The organism is Terrabacter sp. Soil810 (assembly GCF_001429645.1).
GTDB lineage: Bacteria > Actinomycetota > Actinomycetes > Actinomycetales > Dermatophilaceae > Terrabacter.
Genome location: NZ_LMSW01000016.1, coordinates 282823 through 306152 on the forward strand (window position 1 = coordinate 282823; position 23330 = coordinate 306152).

Genomic DNA, 23330 nt, shown 5'->3' on the forward strand with positions numbered 1-23330 from the left:
GATCGTACAGGTGTTCGAACGACCCGACAAGACTTGTCCACACGAAAACCACTGTCCCGCAACGGTTTATGACTCAACGGGACTCGCCGGACGGCATACGTCAGCGGCCGGACGGCCACTCATGGGTAAGGATGGGGCATGCCCGTGCCCACCCGCCCGCCGACGCCCGACGACACGATCGGCGCGCGGGACCTCACCGCCTGGCACACGCGTTTCGGCCGCTGGCTCGTCGACGTCTTCGCCGCGCTCGCGCGGGCGTCCAGCCCTGCCGCGCGGCGCGTCGCGCGCTGGTCGTCGGCACACCTGGCGTTCGTCGTCTTTGCCGCCGTCGCCCTCGTCGTCATGGTCGTCCTCGTCGAGGGGATCGAGACGGTCTACGAGGGGGTGGTCGGTCGCGACGGGCTGACCGCGATCGACCAACCGGTGCTCGACGCGGCGATCACACTCCGCTCCCCCGGCCTCGACTCGGCCGTCACCGCCTTCACGGACATCGGCGGCCCGATCGGCATGCCGATCCTCGCCCTGGTCGCCGTCGCGATCATCACGTGGCGCCGCCGCCGGTGGACGCCGATCGTCCTCACCCTCATCGCCGCCGCAGGCTCGCTCGCCATGACCATCGTCGGCAAGAACGTCGTCGACCGAGCCCGCCCGCCGGCCTCGCTCGCGGTGCCCCCGCTCGAGGTGTCGCCGTCCTTCCCGAGCGGACACACCCTCAACGCCACCGTGCTGACGACGGTCGTCGTCTACCTGGTCCTCATCGAGACGACCGCGGCGTGGCAGCGCACGGTTGCCGTCTCGCTCGGCACGCTCTTCGTCCTGGCGATGGGACTCTCCCGCGTCTTCCTCGGGCACCACTGGCTCACCGACGTGCTCGCCGGCTGGCTCATCGGCCTCGCCTGGGCCCTCGCCGTCATCACCGCGCACCGCCTCTGGCTCACTCTGCGTGAACGGCCCGGGCCTGACTGAGGCGGCCTACGGCAGCTCGCACGTCGGCGCCGCGCCTAGGCTGCACGTAGTGATGAAGGCCCAAACCTCGGAAGGGTGCACGTATGAACGCTCTAGATGCTGATGATTCGGGCTGGCGTCGTTTGGCGCTGTACATCTTGGTAATGGCGGTCAGCGTGTTCGCTCCGGGAGCCATCATTCTGTCTCTCGTCATCCTCTGGTTCTCACATTCGGATACTGTGAATCTACCTGCGATTTCAAGTGCACTCGGAGAAAGCGGCCCTTTCAGTTCGCTGTTTCTAGCGGGAGCGATTAGCATCAGTTTCATTCTTGGATACACAGGGCGCGCTCTCGGGTTCAGAATCATTAGAAGGATAGAGAGCCCGCTGAGGCTCAAGGGGAAGAACAAACTTGGCGATGGCGTTCGAAGGGCCGGTTCGTGGAGTTCAGAGAGATTATGGCGGAGCGCCCTTGATGGCGACACATGCGGCAAGGCCCATGAGTCGCTCCAAAAGGGCTACGGCTCTGAGGTTTGCCGAGAAGCCCTGCGTCTCCACCCCGCGATGGCACCAATCCTTAAACCCTCTGATCCGTCAGAGTTGCTCAGAGACAGGCGCTTTGACGAAGTGTTCGTATATGCGAAGTTGTGGCTGCGTCGGATGGCTCCGCCGCTCAACATCGACTCCGTTGAGGTGGAAGTGAACATCCTCTGCGCGAGCATCCTCCCCATCGTCGTCTCAGCGCCGATCATTGCCTCAATCGTGGACGCCCCACATTACGTCACTTGGCCATTGGCGGCCGCCCTGGCAATCTTGATCGTCTATCTCGTCGTCGAGAACGCCTTGAAACTCCGCAAGTCTGAGCGCTATGAAGCATTCCGAAACCTAGTGGCGGATTGCGCCATGCGCCTCACGGCCGAAACGTTTGCCAGCACGAGAAGCGCCACCGCAAGTTCATCCCCCAGCCAAACGTGAGGTCGATCTAGCCGGATGAAGGCTGTTAATCCACGAAAGACCGCGCCTAAAGGCCAAGTGCCTTTCGACGAAGACCCCTCGGTGTCCGAGCGCGCCGCGCCGCCGCCCCCACGCCAGCCTTGGCTGCACGAGCTGTCCATCGTCGTCGACGGCAACGCGACGGTGCTCTCGGACCGCTCGGGTGACGTGCTCCCCGGCACCACCCAGGGGCTCTACGTCGACGACCGGCGCATCGTCGGCACGCTCAGTCTCGAGGTGGCAGGCGAGAGCCCGGACTTCGTGGCCGAGCGGGCTTCCGGCGCGACGGCGGAGTACGCCGCGGCCGCTCGCGGGCTGGGCAACCCCGGCCCCGACCCGACCGTCGAGGTGCTCCGGTCGAGGCGCCTCCTCGGGAGCGGCACACGCACTCTCACCGAGCAGGTCAGCATCACCTCGCGTGCCGCGCAGACCGTCCACGCCCCCCTGCGGATCCTCGTCGCGGGCGACGGTCTCGACATCGGTGCCGTGAAGTCCGGTCACGTCACCGGCCCGGCCACCGCGGCCACCCCGACGGCCGACGGGCTCGTCCTCGCCGACGACTGGCACCGCACGACGGTGGCGCTCGAGGACCTGCCGCCGGGAGCGAGCCCGACCGTGGAGGCCCGTGACGACGGCGCCGTCGCGATCGCGGTCACGCTCGTCGTCGAACCCGGGCAGACCGTGTCGGTGTGCCTCCGGGTGACCACCGAACGGCTGCGGCCCTCCGCCTTCGACGCCGACGCCGGCGCCGAGGCCGTGACGTGGGACGACGTGCGGGTGACGGCCCAGGACCACCGGCTCGGGCGCACGGTCGAGCGCGGTCTGGACGACCTGCGCCACCTCGTCCTGCGTGACCCCGCATCACCGGAGCACGTCTTCGCTGCAGCCGGAACCCCTTGGTATCTCACGCTGTTCGGTCGCGACTCGCTATGGACCGCGCGCCTGCTGCTGCCTTTCGGCACCGAGCTGGCCGAGGGCACGCTGCACACCCTGGCCCGACGCCAGGGCACCCGGCACGACCCCGTCACCGGCGAGGCCCCGGGCAAGATCCCGCACGAGCTGCGCCGCCACGTCCACCGCGACACCAACACCGGCATGACCCTCCCGCAGGTCTACTACGGCACGGTCGACGCGACCGCCCTCTGGGTCTGCCTCCTCGCCGAGGCCTGCGACTGGGGCCTCCCGCGCGAGCGCGCGCGCACCCTTCTGCCCGCACTCCGTTCGGCGGCCGACTGGCTCACGGGCGACGGGCAGCCCGACGACGACGGCCTGCTCAAGTACCTCGACACGACCGGCACCGGCCTCGCCAACCAGGGCTGGAAGGACTCCGGCGACTCGATCCGATGGCGCGACGGCACCGTCGCCGACGCCCCCATCGCGCTCGTCGAGGCGCAGGCGTATGCCGTCGAGGCCCTCCGCGCGGCCGCTCGTCTCCACCGGTGGCTGGGCGCCGACGGCACCGACGGCACGGAGGCGGAGTTCGCGGACGCCGCCGCGGCCGCTCTCGAGAGCCGGCTGCGTGAGCGGTTCTGGGTCGACACCGACGCAGGTCACCACCTCGCCATCGCCCTCGACGGCGCCGGGCAGGCGGTCGACGGGCTCGGCTCCAACATGGGGCACGTGCTCGGCACGAGTGCCCTCACCCCCGCGGAGGCTGCGTCGGTGGCGGCGACGGTCACGGGACCCGAGCTGCTCGACGACTTCGGGGTGCGCACCTTGGGCACCGGCAACGGCGGCTTCAACCCGATCGGCTACCACACCGGCTCGATCTGGACCCACGACACCGCCATCACCGCGATCGGCCTGTCCCGCCAGGGATTCGCGGCCGAGGCGAGCGCGGTCGCCCGCACCCTGCTCGCGTCTGCCGAGGCCTTCTCCTACCGCTGGCCCGAGCTCTACTCCGGCCTCGCCCTCGCCGGCGCACCCACGCCCTACCCGGCGTCGTGCCGCCCGCAGGCCTGGTCGGCGGCGTCCGCCGTCGCACTCCTCACGGTGGCGCTGCGGCCGCAGCCCGACGCGACGAAACGCACCCTGCGCCTCTCCCCCGTCACGCCGGCTCCGTATGGTGCCCTCCGCATCGAGGGGCTGCGGTTCTGCGGTGGCCGCGTCGACCTCGAGGTCTCGGCCGACGGCGAGGTCGAGGTGCTCAGCGCACCCGACGACGTCACGGTCGTCGCCGACTGACGCGACGGCATACTCCATCGGGCCTCCGGCTCCTAGGATCGACAGGGTGAAGCCAGCGATCATCCTCGTGTCCGAGACCCGCTGCGACGAGCTGCTCGACGAGTTCGGGCGCTATGCCCGCGACTACGAGCTGCCCACCGCGACCTCCGCCCACGAGGCGAAGCAGGCAGCCAAGGGGGTGGTCGCCGACGGCGGCCAGGTGGCGATGTTCGTCACCGAGTCGCGGCTGCCCGACGCCGAGGTGCTCGAGGCCTTCCACTGGTGGCGCGCCACCGTCCCGACGGCCCGACGCGTCATCGCCGCCCACGTCTCGACCTTCCGCGAGGATGCCGTGCAGCTGCGGGGCGGCCTGGCCAAGGGCAAGTACGACGCCTACCTCCTCGCACCTCGCGGCGCGCGCGACGAGGAGTTCCACACGGCCATCTGCGAGCTGCTGTCCGACTGGGGCTCGACGGTGGCCGAGCCCGAGGTCGTGACCGTGGCCATCGTCTCCCCGGTCGAGGACGCCCTGACGCTGGGCATCCGCGACTACCTCGACCGGATGGGCATGCCCAACCGCGTCTACGCGCCCGACAGTGACGAGGGGCGCGCCATCCTCGGGCACGTCGAGGGCGACGGCGGCGAGCCCGACTACCCGCTCGTCATGGACCTCGGCAAGCGCGTCGCGACGGTGCACAGCGTGCGCGACGTCGCGACCCGCATCTACGGCCGCCCCGCCGACGTCGACGTCGACCGGGTCGTCGACGTGGCCATCGTCGGCGCCGGGCCGGCGGGACTGGCCGCCGCCGTCTACGCGTCGTCGGAGGGACTGTCGACGGTCGTCCTCGAGGCCGAGGCGATCGGGGGCCAGGCCGGCACCTCGTCGATGATCCGCAACTACCTCGGGTTCCCCCGCGGCATCAGCGGTATGCGCCTGTCCCAGCGGGCGCGCAACCAGGCGATCCGCTTCGGCACCGAGTTCTTCACCGGCTGGCCGGTCACGTCGTTCACGCCCGGCGGGCTCGACGGCGACGGCGCGCCCACGCCCCACGTCCTGTGCACCGAGGGCGGTGACGTGCACGCACGTGCCGTCGTCGTCTCGGCGGGGGTGAAGTACCGCCGCCTCGACGCCCCGGGGATCGAGCGGCTCGTCGGGCTCGGCGTGCACTACGGCAGTGCCATGACGGCCGCCCGTGAGATGGAGGGCGCCGACGTCGTCGTCGTGGGCGGCGGCAACTCCGCCGGGCAGGCCGCGATCCACCTGGCCCGGTTCGCCCGGACGGTGACGATCCTCGTGCGCCGCGAGTCCCTGGCCGAGACGATGTCGAGCTACCTCGTGGGCGAGATCGCCTACAACCCGCGGATCTCCGTCCTCGCGTGCTCCGAGGTGATCGAGGGCGGACCCGGCGACGACGGCCGCCTCGGCTGGGTCACGGTGCGCAACACCGCCGACGGCACCGCGGAGCGACGCGAGTGCCGCGGACTCTTCCTGCTCATCGGGGCGGCGCCCCACTGCGACTGGCTGCCCGACGAGGTCGCGCGCGACGAGCGGGGCTTCGTGCTGACGGGCCGCGACGTGCCGCAGGACCGGTGGCGTGGGGGACTGCCGCCCGAGAGCCTCGAGACGACGGTGCCGGGTGTGTTCGCAGCGGGCGACATCCGCGCCGGCTCGATGAAGCGCGTGGCCGCGGCGAGCGGTGAGGGCGCGTCGGTCGTGCCGCTCGTGCACGCCTGGCTCGACCCGACCCGCTGACACCGACAGGACATCCGCGGCAGGACGGACGAGTCGTCGGTCCACCGGATTCGGCTGCGCCGCCAGGGCGTCGCGAGGACTATGGGAGGGCGACCCACCGCCGCGTCCTGCTCATCGCCGGAGTCACCCATGACGCCTTCACTGCTTTCACGTCGCCCCCTGTCCACGGCGTCCCGCCTCGCCGCCGCAGTCACCGTCGCCCTTGCGGGGATCGCCGGGATCGCCGCGGCCCCTCTCGCGCAGGGTGCCCCGTCAACCCGCTCCGCTCCTGCCTCGGCGGTGGCGTGGTCGGGCTGCTACCGATGGCTCGGCGACAACGTGCCCCCCGGCGAGCCGCCCATCATCTACGAGTGCGCCACGGTGCCCGTCCCCCTCGACCACGACGACCCGCGCGGCGCCTCCGTCCTCATCAGCGTCGTGCGGATCCCCGCCTCCGACCGAGCCCACCGGATCGGATCGCTCTTCCTCAATCCGGGCGGCCCCGGCGGCAGCGGGGTGGACTTCGCCCTCTTCGCCGGCCCGTACCTGTACACGCCCGAGCTCCGCGCCCGCTTCGACATCGTGGGCTTCGACCCGCGCGGCATCGCCCGCAGCACCCAGCTGCGCTGCACCGGCAGCCCCCGTCAACAGGGTCCGTGGTTCGTGCCGCTGGTGTGGCCCGAGAGTGCCGCCGAGACGGACGCGTGGGCGCTGTCGGACGCCGCCCTGCAGGAGGACTGCGACCAGCGAGGCGGCCGGATCCTCGACCACATGTCCACCGCGGACGTGGCGCGGGACCTCGACCTGCTGCGCGCCGCGGTCGGTGACGAGCAGCTGACGTATGCCGGCTACTCGTACGGCAGCTACCTCGGCGTCACGTACGCGAACCTCTTCCCGTCTCGCGTCCGTGCCCTCGTCGTCGATGGCGTCCTGGACCCCGTCGCGTGGTCGACCGGCGACCCGGGTCAGCAGGTCGAGCCCTTCTCGACCCGCCTGCGCAGCGACGTCGGCTCCCGCGACACGCTCGCGGAGTTCTTCCGGCTCTGCGACGAGGCCGGTGACGGCTGCCCGTTCGCCGCCCCGGGGGGCTCCAGCGCGCGCTACGACGCCTTGGAGGCTCGCCTGCGGGCTCACCCGGTGGACCTCGACGGCTTCGCCTACGACCACCGCTTCCTCGTCGGCGACACACTCGGCTTCCTCTACTCGTCGCCGGAGTGGTGGACCCTCGCCGACCTGCTGGCGACCCTGGACGAGCTGTCCGCCGGTGGTTCGGCATCGCAACGCGCGGCGTTCGAGGAGAAGCGCCGCTCGGTGGGCTCGGGCCACAGCGGCTTCCCGCGCTACCCCGGCTACGAGGGCTTCGCGGCCGTGGCGTGCGCCGACAGCGACAACCCCACCTCCGTGGCCGCGTGGTCTGCCGCGGCAGCGGATCGGGCCCTCGTGTCGAGATTCGGGCCGCTCTGGACCTGGGTCAGCTCGGTGTGCAACGACTGGCCCGGCTCACAGCAGGACCGCTTCGTCGGACCGTGGACCGCGCGGACCGCGAACCCCGTGCTCGTGGCCAGCACGAGGTTCGACCCGGCGACGCCGCTGCACGGCGCCCAACGGGTCGCGGGCCTGCTGCCCGGGTCCCGGCTGCTCACGGTCGAGGGCTGGGGTCACACGACCCTCTTCCTCTCCGCGGCGGCCGACGCGGCGGTGGCCGCCTACCTGCTCGACGGCACCCTGCCGGCGGTCGGGGCGAGGTTCAGCCAGGATCTCGACCCGCTCGCCCCGCCGGCGGCGGCGGACGCCCGAGGCGCCGGAGCTGCTGCGTCCGCGAGCACGCTGCGGGCGACGCACCTGATGTCCCTGCGCGGGGCGCCCTACGGCCGCTGACGGGCACCCTCGTCAGAGCTGGATGAGCTGCCCGTCGCGGAACGAGTAGCGGTAGGCCGCGGTCGTGGCCGCCGGCAGGTTGGCGGGGTGCGTCGCATGGTGCCGGTGCGGGTGCGGGGCCGGCTCGGTGGCCGCGCGCACGGGCGTCAGGCCACCGGCGACGCCTGCCGCCTGGGCCTGCCCGTCCCCGAGGGCCATGGTGCCGACGAACGCGACGGCGACGGCGGCACCGGCCGCGCCGAGGCCACGACGCAGCGTGGAACGGAAGGTCGAGGGAGCGTTTCCGGGGCGGGGTGTCGTGTCCATGTCCCCACCGTCGCGGCCGCGGCTGTCGGCCGTCTGTGCCGAGGGAATGCGTTCGGCATGGGTGGAGGACCGCTGTGCCGCAAGGGCGCTCAGTCCCGCAGGGCACGCTCCATCTCGTCCGCGACCACTCGGGCCGGGGCGTCACCCTCGTCCCTCATGCCCGCGATCGCACCCTCGCGGTCGGCGTCCGACCGGTTCTGGCTCAGCTTGGCCTTGCCCTCGACGGACTCGACGGACACCTCGATGCCGACGATGGCGCGCAGCCGGCCCCGGACGTACTTGGCCGGGGCGTCGGTGACCGCCCACGGGCGATCGCGCCCGGCCTCGTGGCGTCCGGTCAGCCGGGTGACGACGTCGAGCACCCAGTCGGGGTCGTCGTGCACGGTGACGGCGCCCCGCAGCTGCACCTCGCTGTAGTTCCACGTCGGGACGACACGACCGTGCTCGGCCTTGCTGGCGTACCAGGCCGGGGAGACGTACGCGTCGGCGCCGCTCACGATGAGGAGGGCGGGCGAGGCCGGCGCGATGCGGGTCCAGTGCTCATTGGCCCGGGCCAGGTGACCGAGGACCCGGTCGCCGTCGACGATGACCGGCAGCAGCGTGGAGTCCGGCCGGCCGTCAGGGCCGACGGTCACGAGGCGGGCAGCCGGGTGGGCCGAGAGGAAGGCCGCGACGCCTGGGTCGGCCATGACGTTCGCCTTGGGCACGTACATCCTCCGATGGTGCCACGCGCCCGGTGGGCGGCACCGCGGACACGGAGCCCGCCGACGGTGTCGACGGGCTCCGTGGGGAGGGGCAGGAGTGGGCTCAGCTGTGCCGGTGGGGTGCCCGGCGGGGTGCCGCCGTCCATGGACGCGGGCTGCCGGCGTGCGGGCCCGGGACCACGTGCAGGTCGGCGCGGTGGGGACTTTGGACGGAGGGGTCGAGGCGCTCGGCGAGGCTGCGCAGGAGCAGCGCGGCCCGGACGTGCCGGCGGATGCGGCCCACCTTCGGCGCATGGTGGCGGGAGGCGACGCGCTCGACGATGCGGTCGCGGGCGATCGCCTCCTGCGGCGAGAGGCTCAGGGTTCCGGTGCTCATGCGAGGCTCACCTGCGCCCGCTTGACCCGGATGTCGCCGCTGCCCGAGTGCACGACGAGGCGTGCCTGGGCCTCGGAGTCCCCGGGTCCCGACGTCTCCTCGAGGTCGATGTCGACGTCACCGGTGACGGTGTTGAGGTCGAGGTAGGCCGCGACCCCGTGGGCGACGGCGATGGTGACGTCTCCCGTGCCGGTGCGGGCCCGGACCTCCGCACCGTGCACGCCGTCGAGGCTGACGTCGCCCGTGCCCGTGGTGAGCTCGAGGTCGCCGGTCGAGGCACCGATGTGGACGTCGCCCGACCCGGTCTTGGCCTTGACGGCGGCGTCGGAGCGACGGAGCGAGATGTCGCCGCTGCCCGAGGTGAGGTCGAGACGACCGCCGCCCGTGCCGACGGTGATGTCGCCGGAGCCGGTCCTGGCGTCGAGGTCGCCGCTCGCGGACTGGAGCGTGATGTCGCCCGAGCCCGACTTGAGCCGGGCGGAGCCGACCTCGTGGAAGGTCAGGTCTCCGGCGCCGGTGCCCGCGCGGACCTCGCCCAGCAGGCCGGCCGCGGTGACGTCGCCGGCCCCGGTCTTGGCGTCGACCGTGCTCGATGCCGGCAGCTCGACCTCGACGTCGACGGAGCCCTTGGTGCCCAGGGAGAAGAAGCTGTCGCGCAGCTTCGGCGCCAGGACGGAGACGTCGTTGCCGTGGGCCTCGACCGTGAACTTCTCGGCGATCTCGGCGCCGTTCTTGCCGTGCGGGTGCAGGCGGACGGTGGTCGTCGGGCCGTCGCCGACCGTCAGCGTCAGGTCGCCGACGAGGAGCTCGGCCTTGAGGGTGATGGGACCCGTCGTGTCGAAGCGGGTCTCGAGGGTGGTGCCCATGGGAAGTCCCCTTTGCTCGGTGATGGTCGTGAGGTCGGTGCGCTGGCTGGTGGGCGTGTCAGGGCCGGTCATCGGACCCAGCCCTGCACGCGCTTGTTGGAGGAGCGGTTGCGGCCGGGTGCGCCGGGCCCGAACTGCGGGCCGGGCGGCATCGGCGGGAAGCCCGGCATCGGCGGGACGCCGGCTCCCGTGGCGGCGCGGACCGCGTTGACGATCCACGTGTTGAGCGACTGGCCGCGGCCGGTGGCGAGATCCTCGGCCCGGACCTTGAGGGCCTCGGGGAGGCGCAGCGTGATGCGCGACGTCTCGGCGCCCTCGTCGTCGGGTGACACCACGGTGGTGTCAGCGGTGTCGATGGCCTGGGTGTCGTCGGCGACAGCCGACGGGCCGGCCCCGACGACGACGAAGACGGGCTCACGGCCCTGCAGGCGGACCTCGACGGAGGCCCCCTCGAGCTCGTTGGTGATCTCGGCCGCAGCGTGCGAGAGCGCATCCATCAGCGCCAGACGTGCGGACGAGTCGAGCGCGAAGCCGATCCGCTCGGCGGCCTGCTCGGTCTCCGGACCCATCGCCCTGGCCGCCTGGGCGAGATCCCGACGCAGTGCGTCGACGTACTCGGTGATGTCCATGTGCATCATCATGACACCACTGTGGTGTCACGTCAACACCATGATGACGCCGGGACGTAGCCGGGTACGTTCCCCATGCCCCTCGCCCCTCGTGAAAGGTGCCCGATGCGCAGCCTCGGAACCTCCGACCGCCCCTCCGTCCGCGCCGTCTCGTCCGCCATCGAGAAGGTCTCCTCGCGCACCCGGGCCCGCCAGTTCGTGCGGGTCATGAACCGGATGGGCGCCTCCCCCGCGGCGATCCTGCCCTTCGTGCAGGACTCCCCGAACTTCACGAGCCGTCGCTTCGAGGGCGAGGAGCCGTCGCTGCGCCCGCGCGTCCGCGCACAGACGAGCGCCCTCATCGCCGCCATCCGGGTCAGCGGCCGGGGCCAGCCGGCCGGCACCGTCCCCGTCGTCCCCGCCCGGCCACCGCAGCAGCCGGGCGACCTCGCCGTCACGTGGTACGGCCACGCGACGAGCGTTCTCGAGATCGACGGCGCCCGATTCCTCATCGACCCCGTCTTCAGCGAGCGCGTCTCGCCGATCCGGCACTCCGGACCCAAGCGGATGCACCCCGTGCCGGGGTCGATCGCCGACCTCCCGAGCATCGACGCCGTGCTCATCAGCCACGACCACTACGACCACCTCGACCAGCCGTCGATCGTGCGGCTCGAGGAGACCCACCGCCCCCACTACGTCGTGCCGCTGGGCGTCAACGCGCACCTGCTCGCCTGGGGTGTCCCCGAGGCGCGCATGACCGCGCTCGACTGGCGCGGCGAGACCGAGGTCGCCGGCATCCGGGTCACCTGCACCGAGGCGAGGCACAACTCCGGTCGCGGGCTCGTCGACAGCCAGACCCTGTGGGCGGGCTGGGCCCTGCACGGCGCTCGCCACAGCGCCTACTTCGCCGGCGACTCGGGCACGTCCAAGCGCTTCGCCTCCATCGGCGCCGACCTCGGCCCCTTCGACCTGACCCTCATGCCGGTCGGGGCCTACGACTCGTTCTGGCCCGACATCCACATGGACCCCGAGCAGGCGCTCGCCGCGCACCGCGACGTCAACCGCATCGGCGACGAGGCGCACGCCCTGACCGAGGACCACGCGGGCGTCGCCGACGACTTCATCGAGGGCGACCAGCGCATCGACACCCCCGGCGGCACCCACGAGGAGGGTGAGCCCACCGAGACGACCCGCACCGTGCAGACGGCCGCTCGCGAGTCCCTCCTCGTGCCGATCCATTGGGCCACCTTCAACCTCTCAATGCACTGGTGGGCCGAGCCCGTACGCCGCATCCGGCGGGCCGCGCTCGAGGCGCGGGTGCCCGTCGCCTTCCCCCGCGTCGGCGAGCGCGTCGACGTCACGACCGGTGATGCCACCGCGGTCGCGGCCGCGCACGCGGAGCCGTGGTGGGAGGAGTGCGCGGCACCCGAGGACCGCGACGACTGAGCGGTGAGGGAACTCGGGCGCTCTCCCCGGCGCTGGACGAGAATGACGGCAGCCCGCACTCGCGTGGCCGTCCGAGCCGTGAGGCACGACAGGCAGGAGAAAGCCCGTGCAGCTCCCGATCCTCCGACGGATGGGTGCGTCGACCGCGACGCAGCGACAGCGCGCCGCCGCGTCACCCAACTACCGTGACGGCGAGTTCCGATCCCACGAGCCGACGCACGTCGTCGCGACGTCCGAGGCCGAGGGCCCGGGCAGCATGCTCACGACGATGGTCCGCGAGTTCGGCCGGGGACGGCCGCGCGGCACCGTGCCGCTCGTCAGGCCGCGGCACCCGCACGAGCCCGCCGACCTCGCGGTCACGTGGTACGGCCACGCGACCAGCGTCGTCGAGCTCGACGGGCGGCGCTTCCTGCTCGACCCCGTCTTCGGCAAGCGGGCCTCGCCGTCCGTCGTCGCCGGGCCCAAGCGCCTGCACCCGGTCCCGGGCCGCATCGCCGAGATCCCGCACCTCGACTCCGTCGTCATCAGCCACGACCACTACGACCATCTCGACGAGCCGTCGATCGTGCAGCTGGAGCGCACCCACCGCCCGCACTACGTGGTCCCCCTCGGGGTCGACGAGCACCTGCGGTCGTGGGGCGTGCCCGCGGGGCGCATCACGAGCCTCGACTGGCGCGAGGAGACCGAGATCGCGGGCATCCGCATCACGTGCTCGGAGGCCCGTCACTTCTCGGGTCGCGGCTTCGTGCGCAACCAGACGCTGTGGGCTGCGTGGTCGCTGCGCGGACCGCGCCACGCGGTCTTCTTCGGGGGTGACTCGGGACCGACGCACCGCTATGCCGACATCGGCGCCGACCTCGGGCCCTTCGACCTCACGATCATCCCGATCGGCGCCTACAGCGTGCACTGGCCCGACATCCACCTCAACCCCGAGGAGGCGATCGAGGCGCACCTCGACCTCAACAAGGGCGAGACCGGCTCGGTGCTGCTGCCCATCCACTGGGCCACCTTCAACCTCGCGACGCACTGGTGGAGCGAGCCGATCCGCTGGGCGCGACGGGCTGCCGCCGAGCGCGGCGTGCGGCTGGTCGCACCGCGCGTCGGCTCCCGGATCCAGCTGAGCGACAACGACGTCGACGAGGTCGTGGCCGCGCACCAGGACCCGTGGTGGGAGGCGTGCGCCGCAGCCGAGGACCGCGACTAGGAGCCCAAGGCGTCCCGACGGACCGCCGTCAGCGCTCGCCCTGCGGGCTCTCGAGCACGCCACCCTCGGAGTATGCCGGGTCGTGGCGGTCCGTCGGCCCGACCGGTGTCGCCGTGGTGTCGTCGGGAGACGCCGGCGTGCGGAAGATCCAGCGACGCATGGCCACGAACCGCGCCGCCGTCGAGAGCACGTTGGCCACCGCGACGACGAGGGTCTGGACGAGCGTCCCCGCGTCCGGCGCCACCGCCCCGAGCACGGCGAGGGCGACGGTCGTGGCGGCATACGTGATCCCGAAGATGACGAGCGCCTGGCCGTGGTGAGCCACGAGGTTGCGCCGACCTGACACCCCGAAGGTCCACGCCCGGTTGAGCCCGGTGTTGAGGACCGTCGCGATGACGAGCGCCACCCCGTTGGCCAGCTGGGACGGGGCACCGCCCCGCACCAGGGCCGCGAAGAGGCCGAGGTGCAGGGCGGTGGAGACTACTCCGACGCCGGCGAAGCGGATGAGCTGCTGCGAGAGGCGCACTCGTGGCACCGACGTGGAGGCCGACATGGTCGTCACCGGAGGGGCTGGGTCAGGTCGTAGAACGTCGAGCCGTCGATCGTCACCGCGGTGAAGTTCTCCTGCACCCACGAGCTGATCTCGGACGAGGCGCTGCTGCCACCGTTCTGGTTGCCGAATCCCCTTCCGCCACCGGCGAAGTAGTGGATCTGGCCGTCCGCGACGTACTGCTGGAACTGCGCGAGCGTCGGGCTCGGGTCGGAGCCGTTGAACCCGCCGATCGCCATGACGGGCAGCTGCGTGCCGAGCTGGAGGCCGGCTGCCGTCTGCGAGCCGACCGCCGCGGCGACCCACGTGTAGCTGTCGGCGTCGGCCGACAGTGCCGCGACGACGGCCGTGCTGGGCGTGGAGGCGTCGAGCAGACCGCCCATCCCGCCGCCACCACCGGTCTGCGGGCCGCCCTGCGTCGTGCCGGTCTGGCCGGGCATCTGCGGCGGCGTGCCACCCATGCCGCCCGCGCCACCGGGACCACCGCTCGAGCCAGCAGGACCGGCCGTCACGATGGAGCCGCTGTGGCCCTGGGCGGTGGTCGACACGGCATACGCCCCCGGGCCGGCAAGGCTCGCGACCAGCGCAGCGGCAAGGACGAACGGGACGGCGCGGGCGTGCATCCAGCGGGTCGCGAGGATGAGCAGGGCCGCGGCCATGCCGACCGCGAGCACCGAGATGCGCAGCCAGTCGCCGTAGGCCGTCGTCCGGGACAGGAGGATGAAGCTCCACGTCGCGGCGGCTGCCGTCGCGGCCGCGAGGGCGATCGTGCCGACCGCGATCGAGCGGCGCTGCCAGGCCTCGACCGCACCCATGCCGACCACGGCACCGATGGCGGGGGCGAGGGCCACGGTGTAGTACTCGTGGAAGATGCCGGCCATGAACGAGAAGACGAGGATCGTCACGACGAGCCAGCCACCCCAGACGAGGTAGGCCGCGCGGCGCAGGTCGGTGCGCGGGCGACGGCCGCGCAGCCAGAGGCCGGCCGCGAGGAGGATGAGAGCGCTCGGGATGAGCCAGGAGACCTGGTCGCCGACGCTCGAGGAGAACATCCGGAAGAGGCCGGTCGAGCCCCACATGCCGCCACCGGCCACCGCGCCGCCGCCACCGACCGAGCCGGTCTCGTCACCGCTCAGGCGACCGAGGCCGTTGTAGCCGAAGGTCAGCTCGAGGAACGAGTTCGTCTGGCTGCCACCGATGTAGGGACGGGCCGAGGCCGGCACGAGCTCGACGATCGCGACCCACCAGCCGGCCGAGAGCACCATCGTGCCGACGGCCAGGAGCGAGTGGACGATCCGCTTGCGCAGGGTGGTCGGGGCCGCGATGAGGTAGGCGAGCCCGAAGAAGGGCACGACGAGGAGGACCTGGAGGGTCTTGGTGAGGAAGCCGAGACCGATGAAGACACCGACGATCATCATCCACTTGGGCGAGGCCTGCTCGATCGCCTTGATCGTGGCCCACGCACCGAGCGCCATGAGGAGCGTCAGGAGCGCGTCGGGGTTGTTGAAGGTGAACATCAGGGCGGCGACGGGCGTCAGGGCGAGGACGACTCCGGCGATGAGGCCGGCCGCGGCGCCGAATTGGCGCTTCACGGTCGTGTAGACCACACCGACCGTCGCGACGCCCATGAGCGCCTGCGGCAGGAGGATCGCGAAGGAGCTGAGCCCGAGGAGGCGCACCGAGAGGGCCATCACCCAGAGGGAGGCCGGCGGCTTGTCGACGGTGATCGAGCTCGCGGCGTCGGAGCTGCCGTAGAAGAAGGCCTTCCAGCTGTCGCTGCCCGCCTGGACCGCCGCCGAGTAGAAGGAGTTCGCGTAGCCGCTCGCCGTGAGGTTCCACGTGTAGAGCACGAGCGTGACGAGCAGGAGGGCCAGGAGCGCGGGGCGGGCCCACGACGGGTCGGCGTCGGCGCCGCGCCACAGGCGCTGGAGACGGCCGGGACGACCCGCACGGGCTGCGGGCGACTGCGTGGTGTCGGGGCGGGCGTCCGCCGGCCCGACGGGCGCCGGTGCGGCGCTGCCCGCGGGGCCCGTGCTGGTGAGGGTCATGGTGTCCATGGCTCAACGTTCGGGCCGGTCGCTGTGCCGTTCCTATGACCCGACTTTGGTGCCGGCATGAGGTCCCGCGCGTTTCCCGACCCGCCGCACACGACCGCGTGTGCGGCGGGTCGGTCACGGGGCGGCGGGCAGGAGCAGGCTGAAGGTCGTGTCGCCGGGGCGGCTGTCGAGCTCCACCCGACCCCCGTGGGCCTTGCTGACGGCCGCGACGATCGACAGTCCCAGGCCGGTGCTGCCGCCGGCCCGCACGCGGGCGTCGTCGCCCCTGGCGAACCGCTCGAAGACGTTGGGCTGCAAGGAGACCGGCACACCGGGCCCGTCGTCGTGGACGGCGACCCGCACCCACTCGCCCTCCGGGCGAACCGACGTCGTGACGCGGGTTCCGTCGGGAGTGTGCGTGCGCGCGTTGGCGAGGAGGTTGGCCACGACCTGGTGGAGTCGGGCGCCGTCCCCGGTCACCTCGACCGGCTCGGGCGGCAGGTCGAGGTCCCACCGGTGACCGGGCGAGGCCGCGTGCGCGTCGCTCACGGCGTTGATGACGAGCATCGACATGTCGACCGGGGCCTCATCGAGGGGACGGCCGGCGTCGAGACGCGCGAGCAGGAGGAGGTCCTCGACGAGCGAGCTCATCCGGTCGGCCTCCGACTCGATGCGACCCATCGCGTGGGTGACCGTCGGCGGCACGGGGTCGGGCTCGCGACGCGACAGCTCGGCGTAGCCCTTGATCGACGCGAGCGGCGTGCGCAGCTCGTGCGAGGCGTCGGCGACGAACTGTCGCACCCGCTGCTCGCTCTGGTGCCGGGCGTTGAGGGCCTCGTCGACGTGGTCGAGCATCTCGTTGAAGGCAGCGCCGACCTGGCCGACCTCGGTGCGGGTGTCGGTGTCGATGGGGTCGACCCGGGCCCCGAGCGCGACCTTGCCCGAGTCGAGCGGCGTCTGCGAGACCTTCGTGGCCGTCGCCGCGAGCCGGCGCAGCGGCTCGAGGTTGCGTCGCACGAGCCACGTCCCGACCAGGGCCACGAGGATGATGCCGGAAACGACCGTGCTGATCGCCAGGACCACCATCTGGCTGATCGTCCGCTCCGTGGGGCCCATCGGAAGACCGACGACGAAGACGCCGACGGGCGCGCCGCCGTCCACCACCGGCGTCGACTGGACGCGATAAGTGCCGAGACCCGTGATGTTGATGTTCGTGGGCACACCACGCAGTCCAGCGCTCTGGAGCTCCCCCAGCTGCGCGGTCGTCATTGCGACGGGCTGCTGACCGCCCGTGCTCACCTTCCCGATCGACCCGGGAGAGGTGGTCGTCTGCCTGGTGGGCAGGAAGGCCACGAGGCCCTCGTCGCCCGGTCCGCGAGTCCGGTGATCGTCGGTCGTCGTTCCGAAATCGACCCCCCGAGGGTCGCTGATCTGCCGAGCCATCGAGGAGCGCAGCTGGTCGTCGACCTGTCCGGTCAGCTGCCGCTCGAGCGCGACGACGGTGAAGGCGCCCGTGGCGAGGCTGAGCAGGGTGAAGAGGGCGAGCATCGAGGCGACGAGCTTGGCGCGCAGCGTCCAGGCCGACCACGGCCGGACCTGGTCGCGCGCGTCGGCAAGTCGCCGGCTCAGCGGCACCCGGGCCTCGGCATCGCCGTCCTCGCTGTCCTCGCCGTCCTCGCCGTCCTCGGGACGCCCCGTGGCCGCGGCAGGTACCGGCACGGCATACGTCATCCGGTCGTCGGTGTCGTCGTCGAGGTCGTCGCGGAAACCGACGCCCTCGTGGAAGAGGTCGAGCGGGCTCGCGCCGTCGTCGTCGGGCAGGTCCGCGCGGTCCGGCAGCTCGGTGCCCGTCTCAGGCGGCCGGCTTGAGGACATACCCAGCTCCTCGCATCGTGTGGATCATCGGCTCACGCCCCGCGTCGATCTTCTTGCGCAGGTAGGAGATGTAGAGCTCGACGACGTTGGCCTGGCCGCCGAAGTCGTAGTTCCACACGCGGTCGAGGATCTGCGCCTTGGACAGCACCCGCTTGGGGTTGCGCATGAGATAGCGCAGCAGCTCGAACTCGGTCGCGGTCAGGTGGATCTCCTCGCTGCCGCGCATCACCTCGTGGCTGTCCTCGTCGAGGGNGGCACGGACGCGGGCGACGACCTCCTCGAGGGAGAAGGGCTTGGTGACGTAGTCGTCGCCGCCGGCGGTCAGGCCCGAGACGCGGTCCTCGACGGCGTCCTTGGCCGTGAGGAAGAGGACCGGCACGTTGCTGTTGTCGGAGCGCATGCGTCGCAGCACCTCGAGGCCGTCGAAGTCGGGCAGCATCATGTCGAGCACGACCGCGTCGGGGTCGAACTCGCGGGCCGCGCGCACGGCATCCATGCCGGTGCCGGCGGCGCGCACCTCCCAGCCCTCGTAGCGCAGGGCCATGCCGAGCAGCTCGGTGAGGTTGGCCTCGTCGTCGACGACGAGCACCCGCACCGGGGAGCCGTCGAGTCGCTGGAGTCGCGCTGCTGCGGGCTTGGTCTTCTCGGTCATGTCATCCAGTGAAACCCCTCGGCCTGTGCGATGACCAGTACATCCCTGTGCGATTCCTGTGGAGTGACTGTCCCGAAGTCCCAGCGGCTCGACGGCTCGGGCACAGCACCTGCACAGGCAGCCGCCCGAGCGTTGCCCCTATGAGCAACGAGTCCACGCCACAGGTCCCGGCCGAACAGCCGACGTCCGGGCTGCCGCAGTTCGACCCGAACGCGCCGGTCGCCCGCCCCGCCACCGACGACACCCAGCAGCTCCCGTCTGCCACGACGACCGAGATGCCCGTGACGCCACCGGCCACGCCGTACGCGTATGCCGTGTCGCCGGGTGCCGCGGCCCCCATCGCCGGTCCCGACGTGCCGCTCTCCCCCACCGGCCTCCCGGTGCGCGAGAAGCCGGCCGGCGCCGCCACCGCCGGTGACGGGCCGCGCTGGAACGCGAAGAAGACCGCCGTCACCGCCGGGCTCGCGCTCGCTCTGACGTCCGCCGGCGCCATCGGTGCCGCGGCCGCGATGCCGGCCGGGGCGACGGGCGGCGACACGGGCTTCCGCGGTCCGGGCGGCGGCCGGAGCTTTCAGTTCCCCGGCGGCCAGCAGGGGCAGCAGGGGCTCACGAACCCCAACCAGCAGGTGCCGCCGAACCAGCAGGGCACGAGCCCGCAGCAGCTGCCCAACCTGCAGAACGGCGTCCCGGGAGGCGGCCTGAACGGGATCGACCCGAACCAGCTCAGCCAGCTCGACCCGCAGGACCTGCTCCAGCAGCTGGGTCTGGGCGTCGACCCGTTCGGGGACGACCAGGGTCAGGACCCGTTCTCCGACCCGGGCCAGGACGACTCGGGCTCAGGCACGTCGGGCAGCGCCACGACGACCTGATCAGCCGCGCAGCGCGGCTGCGTACTCCTCGAGCGCCCTCGTCGCCCGGTCGATCTCGTCCTCGACCCGGGCGACGAGGNCCGTGGCGCCGAGGTTGGACGCGGTTCCCTTGAGCCCGTGGGCGATCCGGCCCTGCGTCTGAGCGTCGCCCTCGTCCCGCGCGCCGGCGAGGTCGGCGAGGCGCTGCCGCGCGCCCGTGCCGAAGCGGTCGATGAAGCGCAGCAGCAGCGAGGGGTCGCCCGGCTCGAGGTCGCGCAGCTCGTCGAGCCGACCGGTGTCGAGCACGTCGAGGTCGTCGAGCTCCGTGGCAGGGGACGTGGCAGGCGTGGTCGCCGGGCGTGACCGCGGCACGGGTCCCGAACCGGTCCAGCGCTGGAGGGTCGAGGCGAGCAGTGCGACGTCGACGGGCTTGGTGAGGAAGTCGTCCATGCCCGCCTGCAGGCAGCGCTCCCGCTCGCCGGCGATGGCCGAGGCCGTCATGGCGATGACCGGGAGGCGTCGGCCCGGCTCCTCCTGGGCGCGGATCGCCCGGGTCGCGGCGTAGCCGTCCATCTGCGGCATCTGACAGTCCATGAGGACGGCGACGACGTCATCACTCCGGGCCCGGTGGGCCGCGACCCCCTCGATGCCGTTGCCGGCGAGCACGACGGCGTAGCCGAGGCTCTCGAGCACACCCTGGGCGACGAGCTGGTTGACCTCGTTGTCCTCGACGACGAGGACCGTGCCGAGGCGGCCGTCAGCAGCGTCGGCAGCGTCGACGGGACGCGCGGGCACCGGCTCGGGCACGAGGTGCCGCCCGGCGACGTCGGCCATCGCGTCGAAGAGCGCGGACGGCATGACGGGGGCCGTGAGCGTCGCGTCGACGCCGGCCTCCTCGAGCGTCGCCACGTCGGGAGGTGGCACGTGCGCGCACACGAGCACGACGCGTACGCCCGCGAAGCGCTCGTCCGAACGGATCATCCGGGCGATCTGCAGGCCGCCGGCGCCCGAGCCCGGGTCGTCGAGCACGACGACGTCGAGCGGGGTGCCTCCGCGGTCGGCCCGGTCGAGCTGGACGAGGCCGTCGACGCCGGATGCGGCCGACGTGACGGACATCGACCACGCCGCCAGCTGCTCCTCGACCCGGACGCGGTGGGCCAGGTTGGCGCCGACGACGAGCGCCCGCAGGCCCGACACGGCCGCCGCCTGGGACTCGGAGCGACCGACGCTGCGCGCCGAGGCCGGCTCGAACGCCGCGGTGAACCAGAACGTGCTGCCCTCCCCGGGCTCGCTCTCGACGCCGATCTCGCCGCCGAAGGCCGTGACGATCTGCCGGCTGATGGCCAGGCCCAGCCCGGTGCCGCCGTACTCGCGCGTCGTCGACGAGTCGCCCTGGGAGAAGGACTCGAAGAGCCGCGAGCGGACCTCCGGGGCGATGCCGGCGCCGGTGTCGCTCACCTCGACCCGCAGGACGGGACCGGTGTCGGTGACGTGGTCGAGGGTCAGGTGGATGGCGACGCTGCCCGAGTCGGTGAACTTCACGGCGTTGGTCGTGAGGTTGGCGACGACCTGGCCGAAGCGCACCGGGTCGCCCGAGACCATGAAGGGTACGTCGGGCCCGTGCGTCACCGACAGGTCGAGGGCCTTGGCGCGGGCCCGCTCGGCGAGCAGGGCGACGCCCCGCTCGAGCACCGCGGCCGGGTCGAAGTCGACCGACTCGAGCTCGAGCCGCCCGGCCTCGATCTTGGACAGGTCGAGGATGTCGTTGACGAGCTCGAGCAGCACGTGGCCCGCCTGGACGATGCCGTCGGAGAGCCGTCGCTGGTGCGGGGTCAGCTCGGTGCGCCCGAGCAGCTCGCTGAGGCCGATGACGCCGTTGAGGGGCGTCCGGATCTCGTGGCTCATGGTCGCGAGGAACTCCGACTTGGCGCGTGAGGCCGCCATGGCTGCGTCGCGGGCGGCGGCGAGGTGCTCGGCGGTCCACTCGCGGTCGGCGACCCGAGCGAAGAGCGCGGTGATCTGCTGGATCGTCACCGCGTCGGACTCGACCGGGGGCGCCGCGCTGCGCATGTCGAGCACGACGACGCCGGCCACCCTGCCCTCGTTGATGATCGGCACGGCCACGATCGTCGACCCCTCCGGAGAGGGCTCGGCCACGACCGACCGGCTCGAGACGGCGCGGGCCGCGAAGTCCAGTCCGACCGCGACCGGCAGGGTGCTCGACTCGGTGCCCTCGGGCGCCCGGACCGGCGTCCCGAGGACGCCCTCGGCATCGACGACGGCGCCGAGCACCGGGCGCCACGTCGTGTGGCGCGCCACCTCCGTGAGCACGACAGGCAGTGCCTCGTCGAGTGTCGCGGACTCGTTGGCCGCGGTCGCCATCGCCGTGACGAGCCCGAGCGCCTGCTCGGCGTCCTTCTTCTCCGTGATGTCCTGCGTCGTGCCACCCATCCGGATCGCCCGGCCCTCGGGGTCTCGGGTCACGAGTCCCCGACCGCGGATCCACGCGATCTCGCCGGACGTGCGCACGACGCGGGCGTCGAACTCGAACGCATCCTCCGACACGAGCGCGGCCCCGACGACCCGGGACACGAGGGCCCGGTCGTCGGAGTGGATGCGCGAGAGGAAGCCCTCGTAGGTCGGTGTCAGGTCGGTGCGGTCCAGGCCGTAGATGCGGTAGAGCTCGTCGGACCACGAGACCCGGTCGGCGGCGACGTCCCACTCCCAGCTGCCGATCTTGGCGATCGACTGGGCCTCGGCGAGCTGGTCGAGCAGCTTGCGCTGGGCGCTGTGCTCGCTCACCCGGTGCAGCCACCCGCGCCGCGTGCCCGAGCCGTCGACGAGCGGGGTGTGCGACACGAGCGCCCAGAAGCGGTCGCCGCGGGCGTCGAGGAGGCTGCACTCGATGTTGTCGCCCGGCACCCCCTGGGCCGCGAGCTCGTCCAGGTGGTGGCGGAACTGCTCCTTGCCGATGTCGTCGACGGCGTCGAAGACCGAGAAGCCGACCATGTCGTCGGGGTCGCGGCCGAGCATCTCGGCCATCCGGGCGTTCGCGAAGAGCGTGCGGCCGCTCTCGTCGAAGACCCACAGCCCGTCGGGCGAGGCAGCGACCATCCATCGGTAGAGGTCGTCCCCCGCCGCTTCGAGTCCGCCCGCGATGCCCGACATGTCCTGATCCTCGCGCATTGCGGGCCACGGCGCCCGGATGCGGCCGTCATGTCGGGACGCGGGATCCGGGGCCGGCCTCAGGTGAGCCTCACCTACCGTGACACGGTCCACCGCGGGTGCCACGATCGATGGCACAACCCACCCGTCGATCGGAGCACCATCCATGTCCGACGTGCGCGCGTCCGACGAGCCCACGCCCCTCGACACCGGCCACGACCGCGACGAGCCGCACGACGCCAACGTGGGCGCCCGCCTCAACTGGCTGCGCGCCGGCGTGCTCGGCGCCAACGACGGCATCGTCTCGACCGCCGGCGTCGTCGTCGGCGTCGCCGGCGCGACCGCCGACAAGGCCGCGATCATCCTCGCGGGCCTCGCCGCGCTGTCCGCCGGCGCCATGTCGATGGCCGCCGGGGAGTACGTCTCGGTCAGCACGCAGCGCGACTCGGAGCGGGCCCTGCTGACGCTCGAGCGCAAGGAGCTCCACGAGGACCCCGACGGCGAGCTCGAGGAGCTGACCCAGCTCTACGAGGCGAAGGGGATGCGGCGCGAGCTCGCCGCCGAGGTGGCCCGCGAGCTCACCGCCCACGACGCCCTCACCGCGCACGCGGAGGCCGAGCTCGGCATCGACCCGACCGAGCTGACGAACCCGTGGCACGCGGCCGGCGCCTCGATGCTGGCCTTCGTCGTCGGCGCCGTCCTGCCCATGCTCACCATCACCTACAGCCCGGCGTCGATCCGGATCCACGTCACCGTGGTCAGCGTCGCCGCGGCCCTGGCGCTGACCGGCGCGGTCAGCGCCCGCCTCGGCCGGAGCCCGGCCACCCGGGCGGTCCTGCGCAACGTCGCCGGCGGCCTGCTCGCCATGGGCGTGACGTATGCCATCGGCGCGCTCGTCGGGGTCAACATCGGCTGACTTCGCGGCGAGTTCACGGCGAGCACACGGCATACGACCCGATGAGCCCGCTCCGGGCTGTAGAGTCG

General features: G+C 72.3%; 18 protein-coding genes and 2 pseudogenes. 9 read left to right on the top strand and 11 right to left on the bottom strand.

Annotated features, from left to right (window positions below; genetic code table 11):
- The first annotated feature begins 138 nt into the window (after nucleotides 1-138).
- The 5 genes from ASG96_RS22135 to ASG96_RS22155 all read left to right on the top strand — a co-directional run bounded on the left by ASG96_RS22135 (nucleotide 139) and on the right by ASG96_RS22155 (nucleotide 7710).
- A complete protein-coding gene (locus ASG96_RS22135) occupies nucleotides 139-966 on the top strand; it encodes a phosphatase PAP2 family protein (protein ID WP_057589419.1) in 828 nt (275 codons plus the stop codon).
- 83 nt (nucleotides 967-1049) lie between these two features.
- Entirely contained in the window at nucleotides 1050-1919 is an 870-nt protein-coding gene (locus ASG96_RS23515) for a hypothetical protein (RefSeq protein ID WP_157611113.1), read from the top strand.
- Nucleotides 1920-2000: 81 nt separating this feature from the next.
- Nucleotides 2001-4121, top strand: coding sequence for a glycogen debranching N-terminal domain-containing protein (locus tag ASG96_RS22145; protein ID WP_057589421.1), 2121 nt, complete (start codon nucleotides 2001-2003; stop codon nucleotides 4119-4121).
- Nucleotides 4122-4167: 46 nt separating this feature from the next.
- Entirely contained in the window at nucleotides 4168-5853 is a 1686-nt protein-coding gene (locus ASG96_RS22150; protein WP_057589422.1) for an FAD-dependent oxidoreductase, read from the top strand.
- Between the two features lie 129 nt (nucleotides 5854-5982).
- Complete coding sequence (locus ASG96_RS22155; protein ID WP_162262069.1) at nucleotides 5983-7710, top strand: alpha/beta hydrolase; 1728 nt, start codon at nucleotides 5983-5985, stop codon at nucleotides 7708-7710.
- A gap of 12 nt (nucleotides 7711-7722) precedes the next feature.
- Here the strand turns inward: ASG96_RS22155 and ASG96_RS22160 are convergent, their stop codons facing one another.
- The 5 genes from ASG96_RS22160 to ASG96_RS22180 all read right to left on the bottom strand — a co-directional run bounded on the left by ASG96_RS22160 (nucleotide 7723) and on the right by ASG96_RS22180 (nucleotide 10603).
- Nucleotides 7723-8016 carry a hypothetical protein gene (locus ASG96_RS22160; RefSeq protein ID WP_056751535.1) on the bottom strand — a complete coding sequence of 98 codons (294 nt, stop codon included), beginning with the start codon at nucleotides 8014-8016 and terminating at the stop codon, nucleotides 7723-7725.
- An 89-nt stretch (nucleotides 8017-8105) separates the two neighbouring features.
- The gene (locus ASG96_RS22165) at nucleotides 8106-8729 is read right to left on the bottom strand and encodes an FMN-binding negative transcriptional regulator (protein WP_056751532.1); all 624 of its coding nucleotides are present in this window, start codon (nucleotides 8727-8729) and stop codon (nucleotides 8106-8108) included.
- 94 nt (nucleotides 8730-8823) lie between these two features.
- Entirely contained in the window at nucleotides 8824-9096 is a 273-nt protein-coding gene (locus ASG96_RS22170; protein WP_056751529.1) for a hypothetical protein, read from the bottom strand.
- Nucleotides 9093-10034 carry a DUF4097 family beta strand repeat-containing protein gene (locus ASG96_RS22175; RefSeq protein WP_157611114.1) on the bottom strand — a complete coding sequence of 314 codons (942 nt, stop codon included), beginning with the start codon at nucleotides 10032-10034 and terminating at the stop codon, nucleotides 9093-9095. Before ASG96_RS22175 ends, ASG96_RS22170 begins: the two co-directional genes overlap by 4 nt.
- Nucleotides 10031-10603 carry a hypothetical protein gene (locus tag ASG96_RS22180; protein ID WP_056751523.1) on the bottom strand — a complete coding sequence of 191 codons (573 nt, stop codon included), beginning with the start codon at nucleotides 10601-10603 and terminating at the stop codon, nucleotides 10031-10033. Before ASG96_RS22180 ends, ASG96_RS22175 begins: the two co-directional genes overlap by 4 nt.
- Before the next feature lie 93 nt (nucleotides 10604-10696).
- Here ASG96_RS22180 and ASG96_RS22185 point away from each other — a divergent pair, with 93 nt between their 5' ends.
- Together ASG96_RS22185 and ASG96_RS22190 are read left to right on the top strand one after the other, a co-directional pair.
- Nucleotides 10697-12016 (top strand): MBL fold metallo-hydrolase, encoded by a 1320-nt coding sequence (locus tag ASG96_RS22185; RefSeq protein WP_057589425.1) that lies wholly within the window; start codon nucleotides 10697-10699, stop codon nucleotides 12014-12016.
- A gap of 106 nt (nucleotides 12017-12122) precedes the next feature.
- Nucleotides 12123-13220 (top strand): MBL fold metallo-hydrolase, encoded by a 1098-nt coding sequence (locus tag ASG96_RS22190; RefSeq protein ID WP_235509271.1) that lies wholly within the window; start codon nucleotides 12123-12125, stop codon nucleotides 13218-13220.
- 28 nt (nucleotides 13221-13248) lie between these two features.
- On the opposite strand, the gene ASG96_RS22195 is transcribed toward ASG96_RS22190, so the two are convergent.
- The 5 genes and pseudogenes from ASG96_RS22195 to ASG96_RS24420 form a co-directional block, all read right to left on the bottom strand.
- On the bottom strand, nucleotides 13249-13773 hold the full coding sequence (locus ASG96_RS22195) for a GtrA family protein (protein ID WP_157611115.1): 525 nt from the start codon (nucleotides 13771-13773) through the stop codon (nucleotides 13249-13251).
- Nucleotides 13774-13778: 5 nt separating this feature from the next.
- Nucleotides 13779-15827 carry a glycosyltransferase family 39 protein gene (locus ASG96_RS22200; protein ID WP_057589427.1) on the bottom strand — a complete coding sequence of 683 codons (2049 nt, stop codon included), beginning with the start codon at nucleotides 15825-15827 and terminating at the stop codon, nucleotides 13779-13781.
- 114 nt (nucleotides 15828-15941) lie between these two features.
- Complete coding sequence (locus ASG96_RS22205; protein WP_057589428.1) at nucleotides 15942-17681, bottom strand: HAMP domain-containing sensor histidine kinase; 1740 nt, start codon at nucleotides 17679-17681, stop codon at nucleotides 15942-15944.
- On the bottom strand, nucleotides 17659-17933 hold a 275-nt coding region (locus ASG96_RS24415; protein ID WP_235509272.1), incomplete at its 5' end, for a winged helix-turn-helix domain-containing protein. The genes ASG96_RS22205 and ASG96_RS24415, both read right to left, overlap by 23 nt.
- Before the next feature lies 1 nt (nucleotide 17934).
- Nucleotides 17935-18333, bottom strand: a pseudogene (locus tag ASG96_RS24420) (response regulator); the annotation flags it as partial.
- A 140-nt stretch (nucleotides 18334-18473) separates the two neighbouring features.
- Between ASG96_RS24420 and ASG96_RS22215 the strand changes: the two are divergent.
- Complete coding sequence (locus ASG96_RS22215; RefSeq protein ID WP_057589430.1) at nucleotides 18474-19202, top strand: hypothetical protein; 729 nt, start codon at nucleotides 18474-18476, stop codon at nucleotides 19200-19202.
- Between the two features lie 80 nt (nucleotides 19203-19282).
- Here ASG96_RS22215 and ASG96_RS24775 read toward each other — a convergent pair.
- Nucleotides 19283-22514 (bottom strand): annotated as a pseudogene (locus tag ASG96_RS24775) (ATP-binding protein); the annotation flags it as partial.
- Between ASG96_RS24775 and ASG96_RS22225 the strand changes: the two are divergent.
- The gene (locus ASG96_RS22225) at nucleotides 22513-23262 is read left to right on the top strand and encodes a VIT family protein (RefSeq protein ID WP_057589432.1); all 750 of its coding nucleotides are present in this window, start codon (nucleotides 22513-22515) and stop codon (nucleotides 23260-23262) included. The pseudogene ASG96_RS24775 and the gene ASG96_RS22225 overlap by 2 nt on opposite strands.
- The last annotated feature ends 68 nt before the right edge of the window (nucleotides 23263-23330 follow it).

Coding starts and splice junctions, on each gene's coding strand:
- ASG96_RS22200 (WP_057589427.1), bottom strand. CDS start 15,827: ATGGACACCATGACCCTCACCAGCACGGGCCCCGCGGGCAGCGCCGCA.
- ASG96_RS22205 (WP_057589428.1), bottom strand. CDS start 17,681: ATGTCCTCAAGCCGGCCGCCTGAGACGGGCACCGAGCTGCCGGACCGC.
- ASG96_RS22225 (WP_057589432.1), top strand. CDS start 22,513: ATGTCCGACGTGCGCGCGTCCGACGAGCCCACGCCCCTCGACACCGGC.
- ASG96_RS22165 (WP_056751532.1), bottom strand. CDS start 8,729: ATGTACGTGCCCAAGGCGAACGTCATGGCCGACCCAGGCGTCGCGGCC.
- ASG96_RS22170 (WP_056751529.1), bottom strand. CDS start 9,096: ATGAGCACCGGAACCCTGAGCCTCTCGCCGCAGGAGGCGATCGCCCGC.
- ASG96_RS22160 (WP_056751535.1), bottom strand. CDS start 8,016: ATGGACACGACACCCCGCCCCGGAAACGCTCCCTCGACCTTCCGTTCC.
- ASG96_RS22195 (WP_157611115.1), bottom strand. CDS start 13,773: ATGTCGGCCTCCACGTCGGTGCCACGAGTGCGCCTCTCGCAGCAGCTC.
- ASG96_RS22180 (WP_056751523.1), bottom strand. CDS start 10,603: ATGATGATGCACATGGACATCACCGAGTACGTCGACGCACTGCGTCGG.
- ASG96_RS22155 (WP_162262069.1), top strand. CDS start 5,983: ATGACGCCTTCACTGCTTTCACGTCGCCCCCTGTCCACGGCGTCCCGC.
- ASG96_RS22185 (WP_057589425.1), top strand. CDS start 10,697: ATGCGCAGCCTCGGAACCTCCGACCGCCCCTCCGTCCGCGCCGTCTCG.
- ASG96_RS22215 (WP_057589430.1), top strand. CDS start 18,474: ATGAGCAACGAGTCCACGCCACAGGTCCCGGCCGAACAGCCGACGTCC.
- ASG96_RS23515 (WP_157611113.1), top strand. CDS start 1,050: ATGAACGCTCTAGATGCTGATGATTCGGGCTGGCGTCGTTTGGCGCTG.
- ASG96_RS22175 (WP_157611114.1), bottom strand. CDS start 10,034: ATGACCGGCCCTGACACGCCCACCAGCCAGCGCACCGACCTCACGACC.
- ASG96_RS22135 (WP_057589419.1), top strand. CDS start 139: ATGCCCGTGCCCACCCGCCCGCCGACGCCCGACGACACGATCGGCGCG.